Consider the following 17,737-nt stretch of genomic DNA (forward strand, 5'->3'; position numbering starts at 1 on the left):
TGCGCTGATACGGCAAAGTGGACATGTGACGGGCGGGTTGCGGATCGGGGTGCTGGGGCCGCTGACCGTCTCGGCGGAGGGGCAGCCGATCGTCGTGTCGGCAGGCCGGCTGCGGACCACGCTGGCGGTGCTGGCCCTGTCGGCCGGCCGACCGGTGCCACCGGATCAGCTGGCCGACGCGGTCTGGGGTGAGCAGCTGCCCAGCCATCCGCGCCGGGCGCTCACGGTCTACCTCACGCGGCTGCGTAAGCTGCTGGGACCGGACGCGATCCGGACCGAGCCGTGGGGGTACGTCCTGGCGATCGCGCCGGGCGACGTCGACGCTCTGGAGTTCACGGGCCTGCTGGACGAGGTGGCGGCGGACGCCGACGCCGAGCAGGACCGGCTGCGCCGAGCGCTGGCGCTGTGGCGGGGCGAGCCCTTCCAGGATCTGCCGTCGACCTGGCAGCTCCAGGTCGAGGCGACGCGACTGGCCGAGCGCCGCTGGACGGCCGTCGAACGGCGGCTCGAACTGGACCTGGCCACCCGGCCGGCCGCCGAGTTGATCGCCGAACTGACCGAGCTGACCACCCGGCATCCGGTCCGCGAAGGGCTCTGGGCGCATCTGATGACCGCCCTGTACCGCAGCGGGCGGCAGGCCGACGCGCTGGCGGCGTACCAGCGGCTGTATCGGGCACTGACCGACGAGCTGGGCGTACAACCCGGTCCGGAGGTTCAGGCGGTGCATCGCCGGATCCTCGCCGGTGAGCTGCCGCCCGACGAGCCGGTCCGCCCGGCCGCGCCCACACCCCGGCAACTGCCCGCCGGGGCGGGATCGTTCACCGGCCGCGCCGACGCGCTCGCCCGCATGACCGACCTCGCCACCGACCCGGGACCAGACCCGATCGTGCTGGCCATCGCGGGTCCGGCCGGGGTCGGCAAGACCGCGCTGGCGTTGCACTGGGCGCATCAGGCCGCCGATCGCTTCGGCGACGGGCAGTTGTACGCGGACCTGCGTGGCTTCGATCCGGCGAACCCGCCGATCACCCCCGGCGACGTGCTGAGCGGTTTCCTGTCGGCGTTGGGAGTGTCGGCGGCCCGGATTCCGGCCGATCCCCAGGCGCAGGCGGCGTTGTACCGCAGCCGGTTGGCCGGTCGCCGGATGCTGGTGGTGCTGGACAACGCCCGCGACGCCGACCAGGTCCGCCCCCTGCTGCCCGGTACGCCCGGCTGCGCCGTCGTGGTCACCAGCCGCAACGAGCTGACCGGGCTGATCGCGTACGACGGCGCGCAGCTGCTCACGTTGGACGTGCTCGCGCCGGACGAGGCGTACCGGCTGCTGGCCCGGCGGCTCGGCCGGGCTCGGGCGGAGGCCGAGCCGGAAGCCGTCACGGAGATCATCGACCGGTGCGGGCGGCTACCCCTCGCGCTCGGCATCGTCGCGGCTCGGGCGGCGGCTCGCCCGAGCTTCCCGGTGGCCGCGCTCGCCGCCGAACTGGCGCAGTCACCGCGCCGGCTGGACGCGTTGGCCGGCGGCGACCTGGTGACCGACCTACGGGCGGTGTTCGCCTGCTCCTACCGGACGCTGTCCAGTGCGGCGGCCCGCATGTTCCGGCTGCTGGGCCTGCATCCCGGTCCAGACGTGTCGATCGCGGCGGCCGCGAGCATCACCGCGGTCCCGGTGGCGCAGGCGCGGGCTTCGCTGGCCGAGGTCGCCCGGCTGCACCTGCTCACCGAGCACACCCCCGGCCGGTACGCCTTCCACGACCTGCTCCGGGCGTACGCGATGGAACTGGTCGAGGCGGAAGCGGCGACCGAGCGGGAGTCGGCGACGCGGCGGATGTTCGACCATTACCTGCACAGTGCGCTGACAGCGGCGTACCAGTTGAATCCACATCGGGCCCACCCGCCGATGATGGAAGCAGACCTGGCGGCGGGAGTGACACCGGAGAGTCCGGGCGAAGCCGCGCTGGCCTGGCTGGCGACCGAGCGCCAGGTGCTGAAGGCGACCCTGACCGCAGCCGTGGCGGCGGGGCTGGACCGGCACGCGGTGCTGTTGGCGTGGGCACTGGGCGGTTTCCTGCCCCGCAGCGGCCGACGCGGCGAGCAGGCCGAGACCCGGCTGGTCGCGTTGCGCGCGGTGGAACGGCTCGGTGACCGGCGGGAACTGGCCTGGGCGCATCGCGGCCTCGCGCGGGCTCACCGCGAGCTGGACCGCCTGGACGACGCCTTCGAGCACCTGTGTCAGGCGCTGGCCCTGTTCATCGAGCTGGGCGACCGAGCCGGCGAAGCGCACACGCAGCTCTCGCTGGGCCAGATCTACGAGATGCGCGGCGACTTCGAAGCCGCGCGCGTCCAGGCAACCCGCTCGCTGCCGGTGTTCCGCGAGGTCGGCGACACCAACGGTGAGGCGTTGGCGTTGAACGCGCTCGGCTGGTGCCAAGCCCACCTCGGCGACCCGCAGGCCGGCCTCGCGAGCTGCGAGGAGGCGCTGACGCTGCAACAGAAGACCGGCGACCGGTACGGCGAATCGGGGACCTGGGACAGTCTCAGCGTGATCCACGACCTGACAGGCGACACCGAGCAGGCCATCGACTGCTGCCGTCGGGCGCTGGCGATGCACCGGGAGAGCGGCGACCGGTACCTCGAAGGGCAGGCGCTCATCCGCCTCGGGGACAACCAGCGGACGCTCGGCGATGTCGACGGCGCGGCCGGGTCGTTCGCGGAGGCCGTCCTGATCCTCGACGACCTCGACCGGCCCGAAGCCGACGACGCCCGCAGAGCGTTGCGCGACCTCCCTGCACAGCGTGTGGGCCGACTGCCTCGGTGACTCTGCGGTCTGAGCCGGTACGCATGGGTACTTGTGCCGATTCCGGGCCGCCGGATCCCGCCTACCGTCCAGGCAAGGAGAGGCGAGAGCGAGGTGCCGGCGGTGGACGCGAGCAGCCAGGTCTATCAGGTTCTGCGCACGTACGCGCAGGCGATCAGTCACGTGGCCGACGAGGTCGCCGGCGAGCCCGCCGCGATCTGGCAGGCCGAGGCGAGGTATCGCGGTGGCGCCGCCCGGCTGAACCAGGTCTCGTCGGACGTCTCCGTCGTATCCGCACGGCTGTCGACCACCTGGTCCGGCCCGGCGAGCGACGCGTACCAGGGATCGAGCCGGAGCCTGGCCGGCCGGCTGGACCACTCGCGGCAGACGCTGATCCGGCAGGCCGACGGCCTCGCCCAGGTCGCGCAGGCCCAGGCGCGTGCTCAGTCCGGGGTGGCCCAGACCGCGCAACAGTTCGCCGCGGCCGCTGACCAATTACTGGCAGCGAGCCGGGCTGCCGCGCCGGCCGCTGCGAACGCGCTGGTGGCAGAGGCTCATGACCTCGGAGCCGCCTGCTACAACACTGCGCTGCGCGACCGGGACGGGTATGCGAAGGAGCTGTCAGCGGTGGCGGCCATGTTGCGGCAGAGCACCACGGCTCAGCCCGTCCCGGCGATGACGGACTACGAAACGATGTACAAGTGGCTGTACGGCTGCATCGTGGAGCGGGAACTGGGCAAGGGCGGCCCGCGGGAATCGGCGGCGAAGACCACCGCCGGCATCTCGGCGAGCATGGCATCGACCAACCAGACCATCATGATCAACGCCGTCGACACGCTGCTCAGCGACAAGACCGGCGTGCTGGCGACGGCGCAGTCGAACCTGACCAGGGATGAACTACTCAAAGCCAAGGCACGGATGGCCGTGATCGCCAAGGCGCACGCGGCGGCCCACGCCGCGAGGACAGCCGACGCCCAGCGGACCAAAGTGAGCCGGCAGCTGGACGCGCTGCGCGAACAGCTGAAGATCGCCGAGCGGGACAACAAGCCCACGGCCGGGACTCAGAAGTCCATCGACCGTCAGCAGGCCGACCTCCAGAAGCTCGACAGCGCGATCGCCCGTGCCAATGACCTGCAGGCCAACCCCGCGAAACTGGTGAAGGAATACCCGCAGGCCACCACCGGTCTCGACGACGCCGACCTGAAGAACATGCTGCTCGGCGGGGTACGCGTGCGGCAGTACAACCTGCGAGCCGAGGCTTTGCGGCTACGGCAGCAGATGAAGAAGACCGGTAACCCGGACCTCGAGGTACAGGCCGCAGCGCTGGAACGGCAGGCGCTGCCGCTGGACCAGCCGGCGGCAGCGCTCGAAAAGCAGCTCCGCGACGCGGGACGGCCCATCACCGTCAACGCCGACTCGGTCAAGACGCTCGGCGTACTCGGCGGTGAGGACAAGGCCGCGTGGCAGCGCAAGGGCGTCAACGCCCTGGATCTGGGGAACGGATCGATCGGTGAACGGATCAACAAGGTCGCGGTCTACGGCGACCATCGGCTGCTGGCGGACGCCTATCTCCGGCCGATCGTCGCGGCGGCCCGCACTCGCAACCCGGCCGACGAGGAGAAGGTCGTCGTCCAAGTCGCGAAGGCCAACAACGCCGGCAACCCGTTCTCCCAGAGCAAGCGCGCGATCGCGTACGCCGAAGAGGTCCGCAAGTGCTATCTGGGCAAGAAGAATCCCCCTCCGGCCGCACCCAAACCCGTGAAACCGAGGTGACCCATGACGGCAGACAGCCGCCCGAACGCGGTGTCGGTCCAGCCGGACCTGCTCTTGGGCGCGGCCCAGGAACTCGGCCTGTCTTCGGCTGACATCCGCCAGGTCCACACCGACACCGAGTCCGCGCCGCCATCGGCGATCTTCGGCGCCCTGGTGGAAGCCGCCGAGCTGGCCCAGGCGCTCGCCGACAGCGTCACGATCGCATCGACCGATCTCGGCACCTCCGCCGGCCGCACGGAGCACATCGGCGGGCTGCTCGCGGCAGGCTCCAGGGCGTACGCCGACCTGGACCGGAACACCGCCGGAATGATCGACGGCGGCCTGGCCGCCTGACGTGATCCGGCCGCCGATCCATAAGCGCGGTGTTATGCGGCGGTGCGAAGACAGCTGTTGATCTTCCGTTGCTCCGCACGGCAGGCTGGCCTGCGACAAGCCACCCCGCGTGAACGGAGCAACGAAGTGGATGCCGATGTCATCGTCGTGGGCGCCGGCCCGACCGGCCTGATGCTGGCGGCCGAACTGCGCCTGGCGGGCGTACGGCCGCTGGTCCTGGAACGGCATCGACACCCCCGGGATGTCCCGAAGGCCAACGGGCTGAGCGGCCAGATCCTCCAGCTGCTGCGCTATCGGGGTCTGCTGGAGCGCTTCGAGGCGGCCAGCACCGATCCGCATCCGGCTCCCCGCTACCCGTTCGGCGGCGTCCATCTCGACCTCACCGGACTGGACGATCCGCCGTTGCAGGCCCTGCAGGTGCCCCAGCCGCGACTGGAGCGTCTGCTCTACGACCGCGCCCGCGAACTCGGAGCCGACATCCGCCGGGGCTGTGAAGTCGTCGGGGTCGGCCAGGACGACAGCGGGGTCGTCGTCGACGTACGCGGTCCGGACGGGCAGTCCCAGCTGCGGGCGTCGTATCTCGTCGGCTGCGACGGCGCCTACAGCAGCGTCCGCGACCTGGCTGGCATCGCGTTCCCCGGGATCACCTACCCTGACGTGAATCGGCTCGGCCAAGTCGCCATCCCCGCCTCGGTGACCCGGCACGACAACGGTGACATCGAGACTGCCGAGTTGGGCCGGATCAGCGCGGGCTACACGCGTACGGACCGTGGTGTGGTCGCGTTCGGCTGGCTCACCCCGGAGATCATGATCCTGTCGACCGTCGAAGACGAACTCGACCCGACCGACGACACACCTATGACGCTCGGCGAGCTGAGGGAGAGTGTCGGCCGAATACTCGGTGGGGAGCTGCCGCTGACCGAGCCGCGCCGGTTGTCACGCTTCGTGTTCCAGGCCCGGCAGGCCGAGACGTATCGCGCCGGGCGGATCCTGCTGGCCGGCGACGCCGCCCACGTCTTCCCGGCCACCGGCGTGGCGCTCAACGCCGGCCTGCTCGACACCGTCAACCTCGCCTGGAAACTGGCTGCCGACATCCAGGGCTGGGCACCGGCCGGTCTGCTGGACACATATCACCGCGAACGGCATCTCGCCGGTGTGCGTACGCTGCGGCACACCCGCGCCCAGGTGGCACTCCGCCGCGGATACGACCCGGCCGCGGAAGCGCTCCGGGAGGTCATCCAGGATCTGCTCGCCGACGAGCCGGCCCGGCGCCGCGTGGCGGCCATGATCGCCGGCACCGACATCCGCTACCCGATGCCCGGCAGCGACCAGGATCCCTTGACCGGCACATTCGCGCCCGACCTCACCCTGCAGACAGGCGACGGCACGACGAGCGTGGCGGAACTCATGCACACCGCCCGCCCGGTCCTGCTCGATCTGGCCGGCCGGCCAGAACTGCGCGAGATCGCTCACGATTGGCGGCATCGGATCGACCTGCGTACCGCCGACGCCGGCAACCGGCCCGCCGACGCACTCCTGATCCGCCCGGATGCTCAGATCGCCTGGGCCGCGACCATCGACGAACCCGCCGACACGGCCGCCCTCGCGTTGCGTGCGGCGCTCACCGTGTGGTTCGGCGAACCGCGATGAAGGCATCAGTCCAGGGCTTGCCCACGGGTGAGTGGGGCGCGGTTCACGATTGGAGGAAGTCCTTGCGGGCGGCGTCGAGGGCGGACCGCTCCGTCACGACGCCGGGGTGGTCGAAATGCCCGGCGGTGAGCACGTGCAGGGTCTTCGGACCGGCTAGCGCGTTGTAGACGGCGAACTGTCCCGGCGGTGGGACGTGCGGATCGAACAGCGCGGCCGCCACGTGCGACCGATGGCGTACGCGTTTGGCGGCAGTGGCGGCGTCGAAATAACGCAGAACCTCGATGACCTCGGGATGCTGGTCGTGATGCCGGCGTACGGCGTCTCCGCTGCCGGTGCAGGGCAGGGTCAGCCGCAGCGGGTGGTGGCCGAAGCTGGGCACGCCGAGCACCACGGCGTCGAAGCGGTCGTCGAAGGCGACGGCCATGGCTCCGATGCCGCCGCCGAAGCTGTCGCCGAGGTAGGCCAGCCGCTGCGCCGCCGCCGGATGCACCCGCGTCAGCGCCGTGGCGGCGCACCAGACGTCGGCCACGCAGCCGCCGTGGATGTAGGTCTCGGCGGTGCCGATGCCGTGCAGCACATGCCCGGCCCCGTTGTCGGCGACGCCGGGCAGCCGGCTTTCGGTGCCCAGTCCTCTTGCGCAGGGCCAGATCGCCGCGGTGCCTGGCGGTAGCAGGTCCGGTTGGGGTTCGGTGCGTCCACCGTATCCATGCAGGTAGACGGCTCCCCGGACGATCGGGTCGTCGGCCGGCGTGGTCAGCCAGCCGCCGACGCGTACGCCATCGGTCGAGGTGTAGTGGATCGGCTGGATCAGGTGCCCGCCGACGCGGCTCGCGGGCCCGAGTTCCGGCGCGACGTCGACGGCGAGGGCCCGCCGGTAGCGGGCGGCCCAGAAGTCGTCGAAGTCGGCGGGCTCGTCGGGGGGTGGGCCGATGGCGAGCAGGGTGTCGAGGGTGTGCCCGTAGGTCGGGTCGAAGGGCAGGTCGTGGTGCAGGCCGGGGGCTGCCGTGGACATGGTGGACGCCTCTCGGGAAGTGGACGCTCCGTTGATCATCGAGGCTGCCTGATCAGGGTCACTTTCCTGTCGCTATGGCAACGTGAAAGTGACCCTGATCATGAAAACCGGCGGGAAGCGGCGGGACGATCAGGAGAGCAGCTCGTAGGGATTCCCCTCCTCGCTGTTGAACAGGACGAAGTCGGGGCTGGTCGCGGCCATCGCCGCGGACAGGGCGGCCAGCGGATCCTCGCTCCAGGGCAGGCCCAGCTTCTCGATCGCGATCCGCTGCTGGACCTGCTGATCCGGATCGTCCTCGGTGATCTCGGCGTACTCCCCCACCAACGAGGCGGCCGTCTGGCGCAGCTCTGCCAGGCTGGCCGCACCACTGCCGAGCAGGTCGTGCCAGTAGGGCAGCAGAACGACCGCCTCGACGACCGAGCGCAGGTTCCAGCCGACGAGCCCGGCCGAGCCCTCGGAGTCGGCGTACAGCACGGGGCGGTCTTCGCCACCCTCGCCGACCAGGAAGAACGCACCACCTGCGGCGTCGCCGGCGACGCGTTCCAGGGCGGCGCCGGAGGACAGGTGCACGGCTTCCACGAACTCGTAGGTCCGCGACACGTCGAAGTCGGCCGCGTAGCTCAACGCGTACGCGAGGTCGGAGTCATTGCGAATCTGATCCAGCAGCACGCGAGGAATGCTAGCGGCGGCGTAGGACAACGTTCACCTGATGACGACCCAGCGCCCGAGGGACGCGCCCTCGACCCGGCGTGGGTTGAACACGCGCCTTGACGGCAGTCGCCGGCAGTCGCATCGTCGAGCGATCCGGATCGACAGTCTTCTTTCGGAAAGGTACGCGGATGCGACGCATCGCCGCCCTCTTGGCGTCCCTGACGCTCAGCGCCACTGTCGGCCTGGTCCTGGCCGCTGAGCCCGCACAAGCCGGACCGCCCCGCGGCGACACCAAGGACAACCCGATCATCTTCGTGCACGGCTTCGCCGCTTCCGGCGGCTACGACTGCACCAGCCAGTGGTCCTCGGTCGGCGCGCACCTGCGCGCGAACGGCTGGACCGGTGAGCTGATGACCTTCGGGTACTACGGCGGCGACACCCGGTGCTCGTTCCCGAACGACGGGAACCGCAACACGTCGATCCACACGGTGGCGCATCAGCTCGCCGACGTCATCTACGACAACTACTCCAGCAAGGGCCGCAAGGTGGATGTGGTGGCCCATTCGATGGGCGGCCTGGTGATCCGCTCGGCGTTGCTGAACGTCCAGCGCGGAACCCCGGGCTGGCCGCCCTACCTGTACGTGGAGGATGTCGTCACGCTGGCGTCTCCGCATGACGGCGCCCGTGACGCCGGGTTCTGCGCCCTGCTCTATCTGCAGTGCCGCCAGATGTACCCGGGTAGTGGCTTCTTCGGCGAGCTGGAGGTCCTGGGCACCGGCAGCGGCGGGCGGCCGGTGCTGCCGGTGTCGGCGATGGGCACCGACTGGACTGTGACGTCCTCGTTCGAGGACGACATCACGCTGGAGAGCTCCGGGGTCAACGTGGACGCCGACCACCGGCTGCAGTACAACGCGGCGGAGTGCACGGGCGGTGAGCCGGGCTTGGAGCACAGCGACTTCATTCACAAGCGGACCGGGCTCTACTGCGTCCGGATTCACGATCGCGGTTCGAGCTGGACCCCGTTCACCTTGCAGAACGCCCCGGTGGACCGGACGTACCAGGCCGTCTACGACAGCTCGGCCGCGTGATCGCAGAGCTGCCCGGCCGCTCAGGCCGCCTGCGACAGTTCGCGCATGCGACCGGCGGACTGTCCGGCGGTCGGCTGCCCGGCCGCTCAGGCCGCTTGCGCGGGAGCCGCGGCCGCAGCGGCGTCGAGTTCCTCGGCGGCGTCGAGCTGGTCGGCCAAATCCAGCCAGCTGCGGGCGCAGGATCGGGCGACGGATTGCAGCGACGGGCGGCAGTGGCCGGCGACGGCGCCCGCCAGCGGGCTGCCCGGGTCGAGGAAGGCCAGCGTCATCGTCACGAGGCGAAGCAGCGCACGACCACGGTCGGTGTAGCGCAGCGACGGTTCGCGCGACAGCCATTCCAGCTGGTCGCGTACGGTCGGTCCGCTGCGCTGGCCGTCGTCGGGGCTGCCCCAGCGCTGGACCGCCCGCAGGGTGGCCCCACCGGGCCGGCCGCCGGGTTCCGCAGAGTCTCGGGTGAGGGCGGGGTCTCGGGTGAGGGCAGGGTCCTGGGCCAGCAGGCGCCGGCGTACGTCGAGGGCGGTTCCGATGGAGACGCCGGCCCGCCGCGCGACCTGCCGCAGGCTGATCCCGGGTTCCTCGCGCATGATCTCCGCGGCCGACTGGCGACCCTCCTGGGCCGACAGCGGATGACGCCGGCCGTCGCGGCCGACCCGGGTGGCCAGGCGGTGACCGTCGTCGGACGAGGTCCGGCGCAGCGCCGCCACGGTGCGGGGTGCTACGCCGCAGACGGAGGCGATCCACCGGTCCGACCATTCGGGGTGGGTGTCGAGGATGCGGCGTACGGCGGCGGATCGGTCTCTCGGCCGCAGCGCCTTGCCGTGCACGACGTTGAGGCGTACGGCGATGACGAACGCCTCGTCGTCGGCGCCGTCGAAGTAGACGATCGGCAGCCGGGTCAGGCCACGGCTGCGGGCGGCGGCGAGCCGGTGGGCGCCGTCCACGACGCGCATCGTGGCGCGCTGCACCACCAGCGGCGGCAGGTCCTGCTCCAGCTCGGCGAGATGGCGTACGTGGGCGGCGGTGAGCCCGTCCAGCCGGGGGGACAGTCCGTCCCTGAGCAGTTCGGCGTCGACCCAGTCGATCTGGTCGCCGATCCGCGCGAGCATGTCCTCGATACGCCCCATGGATTCGTGCTCCTGTCGGACGCCGCTTCACGGGCACCCGGCGGTGCTGCCCGGTGCGCGTGAACGCTAACGAATCTTCGGGCTGGTCAGGTACAACGCCCGTACACGCGGCGTACACGCGCGGTGTTCATCGAAGAGCCTGAACGTCCTTGACGCTTTCGCGCGGTCTCCCGCAAGGTGCGCTGGTCGGGCACAGCAGCTACTCACCACCGTGGAGTATCTATGCGCAGAAGGATCATCAGTCTCGCCCTCGCAACCTTCATGACGCTCACGGCCTCGATCACCGCGGTCTTCGCCGCCGGGGCCCCCGCGCACGCCGACGGCTGCTACACCTGGTCGCGGGTGCTGAAGGAAGGCACCAGCGGCGAGGACGTTCGGCAGTTGCAGATCCGCGTCTCCGGCTACCCCGGCTACAACGCGACGCTCGCGCTCGACGGGGAGTTCGGCCCGGCCACCGAGGCCGCGGTCATCCGGTTCCAGAAGGCGTACGGTCTGGCCGCCGACGGCGTCGCCGGGGACAACACCTACGCCAAGATCTACGCGTTGCAGGACAACGACTGCACCCCGATCAACTTCAGCTACGCCGAGTTGAACAAGTGCAACTCGACGTGGGCCGGCGGGGCGGTCTCGGCCACGCAGGCCAAGTTCAACGCGCTGGTCACGATGTGGAAGTTGCAGGCGCTGCGCAAGGCGCTCGGCAGTGTGCCGATCACCATCAGCAGCGGGTTCCGCAGCTACTCGTGCAACAACGCGGTCGGCGGGGCGTCGAACAGCCGTCACCTGTTCGGCGACGCGGCCGACCTGACGGGGACGCCGTCGTTCTGCAAGCTCGCGCAGGAGGCTCGGTACCACGGCTTCCGGGAGATCCTCGGACCGGGATATCCCGACCACAGCGACCACGCACACGTCGCGAACGACCCGGTCAAGCTCTGGTCCGCGTCGTCCTGCGGGATCTGATCAGCCGGTGGGCGTCACCGCGAGTCGGTGTCGCCCACCGCCAGCTGGTCACGGAGCCGGTCGGCCAGCTCGTCGGCTCCGGTGGCCCGGAACGCCTCGACGGCCGCCACGGCTGCGGCCTCGCCGGTGGGACCGCCGGCCAGGCAACGGGCCAGCGCGGCAAGCGCGGTCGCCTCCACCACCCGGAAATCGTGCGCGGCCGCGAGGTCCCGGCCGCTTCGCGCGCACCTCGCGGCCGCGTCCCGCGCTCCAGCACCAAGGTGTACGCCGGCCAGGGCGACCTGTGCTCGTGCGGCGAAATAGGGGTAGCCGTGTTCGGTGGCCAGCGTGAGGACCTCGTCGAGGCAGCGCAGCGCCTCGGTCGTCGCGCCGCCGACGCCGTGGGCCTCGCCGAGGGTGCACAGCAGGGCCACTTGGGCGCGCTGGTCACGCACGAGCACGGCCAGTTCGTAGCCGCGCTGGGCGGTGGCCACGGCGGCCTCGGCCTCGCCGCGCTGGGCGTGCAGCTGACTGATTTCGTCCAGGCTGGACAGTTCGCCGTGCGGGTTGGCGCGTTTCCGGTAGCCGTCGAGCGCGGCCAGCAGGTGTTCCTCGGCCTCCTGCTCGCGGCCCAGCTGGCGCAGCACCATCCCCAGGTTTCCCCGGGTGGACAGGACCGACTCCGTACGCCCGGCGGCCTCGTTGATCCGCACCGCGCCCTCCAGGCAGTCGGCGGCTTCGGCGAGCCGGCCCTGGTCGGCGTACATGGCGCCGAGCCCGTTGAGGGCCAGCGCCCGCACCGGGGCCAGCTGCGGATCCTCCCCGCAGCGGCGCAGCGCCTCCCGATAGGCGGTCTCCGCCTCGTCGAACCGGCTCTGTTCGGCGTGGATCACGCCGATGTTGTGCCACAGGTAGGGCGAGGCGGGCGGCCAGTCGGCGGAATGCGCGAACTGCTCTCCCCGGCGGAAGTCCTCCAGCGCTTGGGCGTGCCAGCCCAACACCCAGCGCGCCTGGCCTCGGCTCAGCAGCATGACGGCCTGCCCGGTCGGATCACCGGCGGCCGTGGCGGCCCGCAGCCCGGCTTCGGCGGTACGCAGCCACCGGTCGACGTGCCGGCGTACCAGGAAGTAGCCGCGCAGTTGTTCGGCGAGCAGCCAGCTGAGCCGATGCCATTCGGTCCCCGCCGTACGCTCGACGAGCGCGACCAGCGACCCGGCGTCGGCGTCGATCCAGCGTACGGCGGCGTCCTGATCGGGGAAGGAGCCTTCGTCGCGGTCGGTGACGAGCCGGATCGCGGAGGGGTAGATGAGGTCGACGGCGGCGGTGGCCATCCGCAGCGACCACCGGTGCAGGCGGTCGCGGGCGGCGTCGACGATCTGCGGGTCCTCGTCGCCGAGCAGCCGGGCGGCGTAGAGGCCGAGCAGGTCGTGGAAGCGGAAGCGTTCGGCGGTGTACTGCAGGAGCATGTTCGCGTCGAGGAGTTCGCCGAGCACGTCGTCGGCGGTGTCGGGGTCCACGCCGAGCAGTTCGGCGGCCGCGGCGGTGCCGAAGTCGTCACCGGGGTGCAGCGCGCACAGCCGGAACGCCTGCCGGGCCGGTTCGCTCAGATCCTGGTAGCTGAGCTGGAAGCTGGCCAGCACGCTGGAGTCTCCGGCGCTCAGCTGGGTCAGCCGCTGGTTCGCGTCGCGCAGCCGCCGGGCCAGCTCCGCAGCGGTCCAGGCGGGCCGGCTGGCCAGCCGGCCGGCGGCGATGCGCAACGCCAACGGCCACTGTCCACAGGCGACGGCCAGTTCGTCGGCCGAGGCCGGGTCGGCCGACATCCGGCCCGCACCCACGGTCGCGTTCATGAGCTGGATGGAGTCGGCGACCGACAGCGTCGACAGGTCGACGACCGTGGTCGCGGGCAGGTCGGGCAGCCGTTGGCGGCTCGTGACGAGCACATCGCAGCCGCCCGGGCCGGGTGCCAGGGTGCGTACCGCGGCCGCGTCGCGGACGTTGTCCAGGACCAGCAGCATCCGGCGATCGGCGAGCACACTGCGCAGCAGGGCCGACGCCTCAGCCTCGTCCGCGCCCACCCGCCGGGCCGGTACGCCGAGCGCGCGCAGGAACCGGCCGAGCACGTCCATCGGCGCGACCGGCTCGCTGCTGCCGCTGCGCAGGTCGGCATAGAGCTGCCCGTCGGGATAGCGCGAGCTGAGCCGCTGCGCCGCCGTCAGCGCCAGGGCGGTCTTGCCGACCCCGGCCGGGCCGCTGATCAGGACCAGCCGCACCGTCGGGTCGCCGGTCGGCGCGAGCACCGTGTCGATGCGGTCCAGCTCGGCGTGGCGGCCCACCAGGTCGGTCGGCCCGGCGGGGACTTGCCGGATCGGCGGGCTGGGCTGGTCCGCGTCGGCGACCGTCGCGGCCCGGGGCCGAAGCGCGTCCTCGTGCGCCTGTCGCAGGTGGACGCCGGGGTCGACGCCGAGCTGTGTGGACAGTGCCCGCCGGATGCGGTCGTACGCCGCCAGCGCCTCGGCCTGCCGTCCGGCGGCCGCCGCCGTCGCGACGAGTTCGGCGTACAGCGGTTCGTGCAGTTCCAGCCGATCGGCGAGGTCGCGCAGCAGCGGCAACACCTGGTCGGTCTCGCCGAGGCGCCGGCCGAGCGCGGCGGCCTGACACAACACGGTGGCGTACTGCTCGGTCAGGGCGGCGATCAGCGGACTGTCGCGCAGCTGCTCGACATCGGTCTCGCCGCGCCACAGCCGGGCGGCGGCGAGCAGCTGCCCGAGCGCCTGGGCGGGATCGGCGGCGGCGGTCGCCGCACCGGCCTCGGCGAGCTGGCGAAACCGCAGCAGGTCCAGGGTGTCGGCGGTCAGATCGAGCCGGTATCCGCGGCCGGCGGCGGCGAGGACCGGTGCCCCGTCGTCGCCGGTCCACAGTCGCCGCAGCCGGCCGAGGTAGCCGTGCAGTAGGTTGGTGGCCGACGGCGGGCGGGTCGGGCCCCACAGCAGGTCCATCAGTTCTTCCCGGCCGACCGTCGTCCCGGCGGCCAGCGCCAGCCGGGCCAGCAGGCAGCGCAGCTTGTCCGAGCCGAGCTTCACCTCGCCGGAACCCCGGGCGATCCGCAGCGGGCCGAGCACCGCGACCGTCAGCGGTCCGGAGTCCACCGGTTCGGCGGTCGATCGGCGTGCAGCGGGGATGGCCGGCGCGGCCCGGTCCAGCAAGGCGTCGCCGTCGACCCCGGCCTGGCGGAAGTACTCTGCCAGCACTTGGACCGTCTTTGTACGCGGAGTATGCGTACGGCCCTGTTCCAGATCCCGGATCGCGGCCACACTGACCACAGCGGCTGTGGCCAGCTGCTGCTGGGTGAGGTTGAGCTGTTCGCGTAACCGCCGCAGTAGCACGGCCAACGGCTCCGGCGAGCTTCCCCAGGTCGCTCTCGGCACCCGCTGATGCTACAAGGCACAGGCGAAAGGCTTTGGGTTCGATGCGGTTCAACCTGCTCGGTCCGTTGACGGTGGAGAACATCGCCGGACAACCGGTGCCGCTGCCGTCCGCCAAGCAGCGCACGGTCCTGTCCGCGCTGTTGCTGTGGCCCAACGAGGCGTTGGCCGCCGCTGACCTGATCACGGCGTTGTGGGACGCGGATCCGCCCGCGTCAGCCGCCGCCAATGTGCGTACCTATGTGCTGCGACTGCGGCGGCTACTGGAGGAACCGGGTACGCCGCCGCGCATCGCCGCCCGCAACGGCGGATATCTGGTGCGGGTGCGGCCGGACGAACGGGATGTGGAGCGGTTCGACGCCGCCGCCGAACGCGGCCGGGCGTCCCTGTCGGCTGGCGACACGACCCGGGCTCGGGCGGAGCTGAGCGAGGCCGCGGGCTTGTGGCGCGGCGAGCCGCTGGCCGACGTGCCGCCGTCACCGCTGCTGACGCGCCGGATCGGCTTGCTGCGGGAACGGCGGATGCTCGTGGCGGAGGATCTGGCCGAGGCGACGCTGCGCGACGGTGCCATCGCCGAGGCGGTACGCCTGTCGCGTGCGCTGCTCGACGACGACCCGCTGCGGCAGCGGGCCTGGGAGCAGCTGATGTTCGGGCTGTATCGGCTGGGCGACGTGCCCGGTGCGCTGGACGCCTACCGGACGGCGCGGCGGGTTCTGGTCGAGCAGACCGGGCTGGATCCGGGGCCGCGGTTGCAGCGGCTGCACGACGACATCCTGCACCATCGTGATCCGGTCACGACGGTGTCCAGCCGACCGGCCGTGCACGACCTGCCCCCGGCCGTGGAGCCGTTCGTGGGGCGGGCGGCGGAGACGGCGGCGATTCTGCGGGATCTGCACGGCGACGCCGGATCGGTCGTCGCGCTGCACGGGCCGGGCGGGGTGGGCAAGTCGGCGCTGGCGGTGCACGTCGCCCATCAGCTGGCGGCTCGCTTCCCCGACGGCGTGCTCTACCTCGACCTGCGGGGGGCCAAGACGGGTGCGATCCCCGTACGCCCGGTCGACGCGATCGCCCGGCTGCTGCGGGCGCTCGGCGTACCAGCTGCTGCTGTGCCCAGCGAGGAGGCCGAGGCGGCCGCCGCGTTCCGCCGGCACACCGCGCACCGCCGGCTGCTGCTGGTGCTGGACAACGCCGACAGCGCCGCGCAGGTGGCGGATCTGTTGCCGGCTGGTCCGGCGGCGGCGGTGATCACGAGCCGGCGTCACCTGGCCACGCTCCCCCGTGGCCGGCATCTGGCGGTGGAGGTACTTGCCGAGCGCGACGCGGTCGAGTTGCTGGGGCAGGCCGGGGCTGGGCAGCGGATCGCTGCCGATCCCGGCGGGGCTCGGCGGGTGGCCGAGCTGTGCGGAAATCTGCCGCTGGCCTTGCGGATCGCGGCGGCCCGGCTGGCGAGCCGGCCGGGGTGGCCGTTGCAGGCGTTCGTGGAGCGGCTCGACGACCCGGCCCGGCGGCTGGACGAGTTGTCCTATGACGACGTCGGCGTCCGGCGGACCTTGCGGCTGGGGTATGAGCCGCTGTCGGAGGGCGGTCCGCATGAGCAGTTGTGCGCACGCGCGTTCCGCCTGGTCGGCGAGGTGCCGCTGGCGGTGGTGACGGTCGGGGCGACCGCGGCGCTGCTCGGCGTCGCGCCCCGGCAGGCGCATGAGGTGCTGGAGACGCTGGCCGATCAGCGGCTGCTGGAGCCGCGGCTGCCGGGCCGCTACGAGCTGCACGACTTGTTGCGGATCCTCGCTGGGGAGGACGCGCGGGCACGGGAGAGCGCGCCGGAGCGGGCGGCGGCGCTGGTGCGGCTGATCGAGTCGTACGCGTTCGCGGTGGAGCACGCGACGGCGCTGCTCAACGGTGGTTGGACACCGGCGGACTCGCTGCCGGAACCGGCCCGGCCGGCGCCGGACGGGCCCTGGTCGCCGCCGTGGTCGCCGTTGCCGGGCAACGCCGCCGAGGTGCCCGCCTGGCTGGACGCCGAGCAGCCGAACATCGCGGCTGCGGTGACCCGGGCCAGCGAGATCGGCGGCGTGGCCACCCGCCCGGCGGTACGCCTGGCGTGGCTGAGCTATGCGTTGTTCTGGCGCGGCGGCGCGCCGGCCGAGGCGCACCGGCTCATCGAACGCAGCCTGGCCATGACGGCGGCGCTGGACCTGACCACCGAGCACGCGGTGACCCTGTACTACCGGGCCAAGCTGCGGCAGGCGGGTGGGGACGCCGTTGGCGCCGAGGCCGACCTGCGGTCGGGTGCGCAGCTGGCCGGGCGGCTCGGCGATCAGCTTCGGCGGTCGGGCTGCCTGGACGCGTTGGGGAACCTGTTCTATCTGCGGGGTGATCCGCGGCAGGCGGTGCGGTGCCATGACCAGGCGCTGCGGCTGCGGCGTACGCACGGCACACCGCTGCATGTGGCGGCCAGCCTGAGCAACATGGCCGACGCGCGGTTCGACGCGGGCCGCCAGCGGCAGGCGCTGGCCGGGGTCCGGGAGGCGCTGGAGATCGCCCGGCGAATCAACGCGACCGGGGTGGAGGGCGCCGCACTGGCGATGCTGGGTCAGCTGGAGTTCCGGCTCGGCGACGCGGTCGCGGCCCAGCGGACGCTGGCCGAGACGATCGAGCTGACCGCGACGACCGGGGATCTGCCGACGCAGTGTGAGGCGACGCTGGCCCGCTGCGCGGTCCGGCTGAGTGTCGGTCGGGCCGACGCGTTCGACGATGCCACCGCCGCCCGCGACCTGGCCGGGCGGATCGGCGACCGGTATCTGCGGGCGGTCGCCACGCATGCGATGGCGGTCGCTTCCGGTGACGATCCGCGGGCGCAGCAGCTGGCGGCTGAGGCGTACGCGGAACTGAAGCGCCTGACCGGTTTCGGCTCCCCCATGTACGCCGCGTTCTTCGGCCCCTGACCTGGATGTCGGAGG

At 72.0% G+C, this 17,737-nt stretch carries 11 protein-coding genes; 7 read left to right on the forward strand and 4 right to left on the reverse strand.

Annotation, left to right across the window (positions count from 1 at the left end; translation table 11 throughout):
* Nucleotides 1-25: 25 nt before the first annotated feature.
* The 4 genes from AB0M47_RS01490 to AB0M47_RS01505 all read left to right on the forward strand — a co-directional run bounded on the left by AB0M47_RS01490 (nucleotide 26) and on the right by AB0M47_RS01505 (nucleotide 6,544).
* Nucleotides 26-2,809, forward strand: coding sequence for a BTAD domain-containing putative transcriptional regulator (locus AB0M47_RS01490; protein WP_363406529.1), 2,784 nt, complete (start codon nucleotides 26-28; stop codon nucleotides 2,807-2,809).
* Between the two features lie 102 nt (nucleotides 2,810-2,911).
* Nucleotides 2,912-4,561 carry a hypothetical protein gene (locus tag AB0M47_RS01495; RefSeq protein ID WP_363406532.1) on the forward strand — a complete coding sequence of 550 codons (1,650 nt, stop codon included), beginning with the start codon at nucleotides 2,912-2,914 and terminating at the stop codon, nucleotides 4,559-4,561.
* Between the two features lie 3 nt (nucleotides 4,562-4,564).
* Nucleotides 4,565-4,894 (forward strand): hypothetical protein, encoded by a 330-nt coding sequence (locus AB0M47_RS01500; RefSeq protein ID WP_363406535.1) that lies wholly within the window; start codon nucleotides 4,565-4,567, stop codon nucleotides 4,892-4,894.
* 126 nt (nucleotides 4,895-5,020) lie between these two features.
* The gene (locus AB0M47_RS01505) at nucleotides 5,021-6,544 is read left to right on the forward strand and encodes an FAD-dependent monooxygenase (protein WP_363406538.1); all 1,524 of its coding nucleotides are present in this window, start codon (nucleotides 5,021-5,023) and stop codon (nucleotides 6,542-6,544) included.
* 43 nt (nucleotides 6,545-6,587) lie between these two features.
* Here AB0M47_RS01505 and AB0M47_RS01510 read toward each other — a convergent pair whose 3' ends face one another.
* On the reverse strand, nucleotides 6,588-7,595 hold the full coding sequence (locus AB0M47_RS01510) for an acetylxylan esterase (protein WP_363406541.1): 1,008 nt from the start codon (nucleotides 7,593-7,595) through the stop codon (nucleotides 6,588-6,590).
* Between the two features lie 90 nt (nucleotides 7,596-7,685).
* Complete coding sequence (locus AB0M47_RS01515; protein WP_363406544.1) at nucleotides 7,686-8,225, reverse strand: hypothetical protein; 540 nt, start codon at nucleotides 8,223-8,225, stop codon at nucleotides 7,686-7,688.
* Between the two features lie 170 nt (nucleotides 8,226-8,395).
* Here AB0M47_RS01515 and AB0M47_RS01520 point away from each other — a divergent pair, with 170 nt between their 5' ends.
* On the forward strand, nucleotides 8,396-9,295 hold the full coding sequence (locus tag AB0M47_RS01520) for a hypothetical protein (protein ID WP_363406547.1): 900 nt from the start codon (nucleotides 8,396-8,398) through the stop codon (nucleotides 9,293-9,295).
* Nucleotides 9,296-9,381: 86 nt separating this feature from the next.
* Here the strand turns inward: AB0M47_RS01520 and AB0M47_RS01525 are convergent, their stop codons facing one another.
* On the reverse strand, nucleotides 9,382-10,419 hold the full coding sequence (locus AB0M47_RS01525) for a ParB/RepB/Spo0J family partition protein (RefSeq protein WP_363406550.1): 1,038 nt from the start codon (nucleotides 10,417-10,419) through the stop codon (nucleotides 9,382-9,384).
* Between the two features lie 222 nt (nucleotides 10,420-10,641).
* Between AB0M47_RS01525 and AB0M47_RS01530 the strand changes: the two genes are divergently transcribed.
* Nucleotides 10,642-11,376, forward strand: coding sequence for a D-Ala-D-Ala carboxypeptidase family metallohydrolase (locus AB0M47_RS01530; protein ID WP_363406553.1), 735 nt, complete (start codon nucleotides 10,642-10,644; stop codon nucleotides 11,374-11,376).
* Between the two features lie 14 nt (nucleotides 11,377-11,390).
* Here AB0M47_RS01530 and AB0M47_RS01535 read toward each other — a convergent pair whose 3' ends face one another.
* Nucleotides 11,391-14,780, reverse strand: a complete 3,390-nt coding sequence (locus AB0M47_RS01535) for a BTAD domain-containing putative transcriptional regulator (RefSeq protein WP_363406556.1) — start codon at nucleotides 14,778-14,780, stop codon at nucleotides 11,391-11,393.
* Nucleotides 14,781-14,821: 41 nt separating this feature from the next.
* On the opposite strand from AB0M47_RS01535, the gene AB0M47_RS01540 reads away from it, so the two are divergent.
* Entirely contained in the window at nucleotides 14,822-17,722 is a 2,901-nt protein-coding gene (locus AB0M47_RS01540; protein WP_363406559.1) for a BTAD domain-containing putative transcriptional regulator, read from the forward strand.
* Nucleotides 17,723-17,737 lie beyond the last annotated feature (15 nt).

Origin of the sequence: Hamadaea sp. NPDC051192, from assembly GCF_040682475.1 — a bacterium.
GTDB classification, from domain to species: Bacteria; Actinomycetota; Actinomycetes; order Mycobacteriales; family Micromonosporaceae; genus Hamadaea; species Hamadaea flava.

Excerpts from the sequence above, each read along its gene's own strand:
- AB0M47_RS01520 (WP_363406547.1), top strand. The coding sequence starts at position 8,396 with ATGCGACGCATCGCCGCCCTCTTGGCGTCCCTGACGCTCAGCGCCACT.
- AB0M47_RS01530 (WP_363406553.1), top strand. The coding sequence starts at position 10,642 with ATGCGCAGAAGGATCATCAGTCTCGCCCTCGCAACCTTCATGACGCTC.
- AB0M47_RS01510 (WP_363406541.1), bottom strand. The coding sequence starts at position 7,595 with ATGATCAACGGAGCGTCCACTTCCCGAGAGGCGTCCACCATGTCCACG.
- AB0M47_RS01500 (WP_363406535.1), top strand. The coding sequence starts at position 4,565 with ATGACGGCAGACAGCCGCCCGAACGCGGTGTCGGTCCAGCCGGACCTG.
- AB0M47_RS01525 (WP_363406550.1), bottom strand. The coding sequence starts at position 10,419 with ATGGGGCGTATCGAGGACATGCTCGCGCGGATCGGCGACCAGATCGAC.
- AB0M47_RS01540 (WP_363406559.1), top strand. The coding sequence starts at position 14,822 with ATGCGGTTCAACCTGCTCGGTCCGTTGACGGTGGAGAACATCGCCGGA.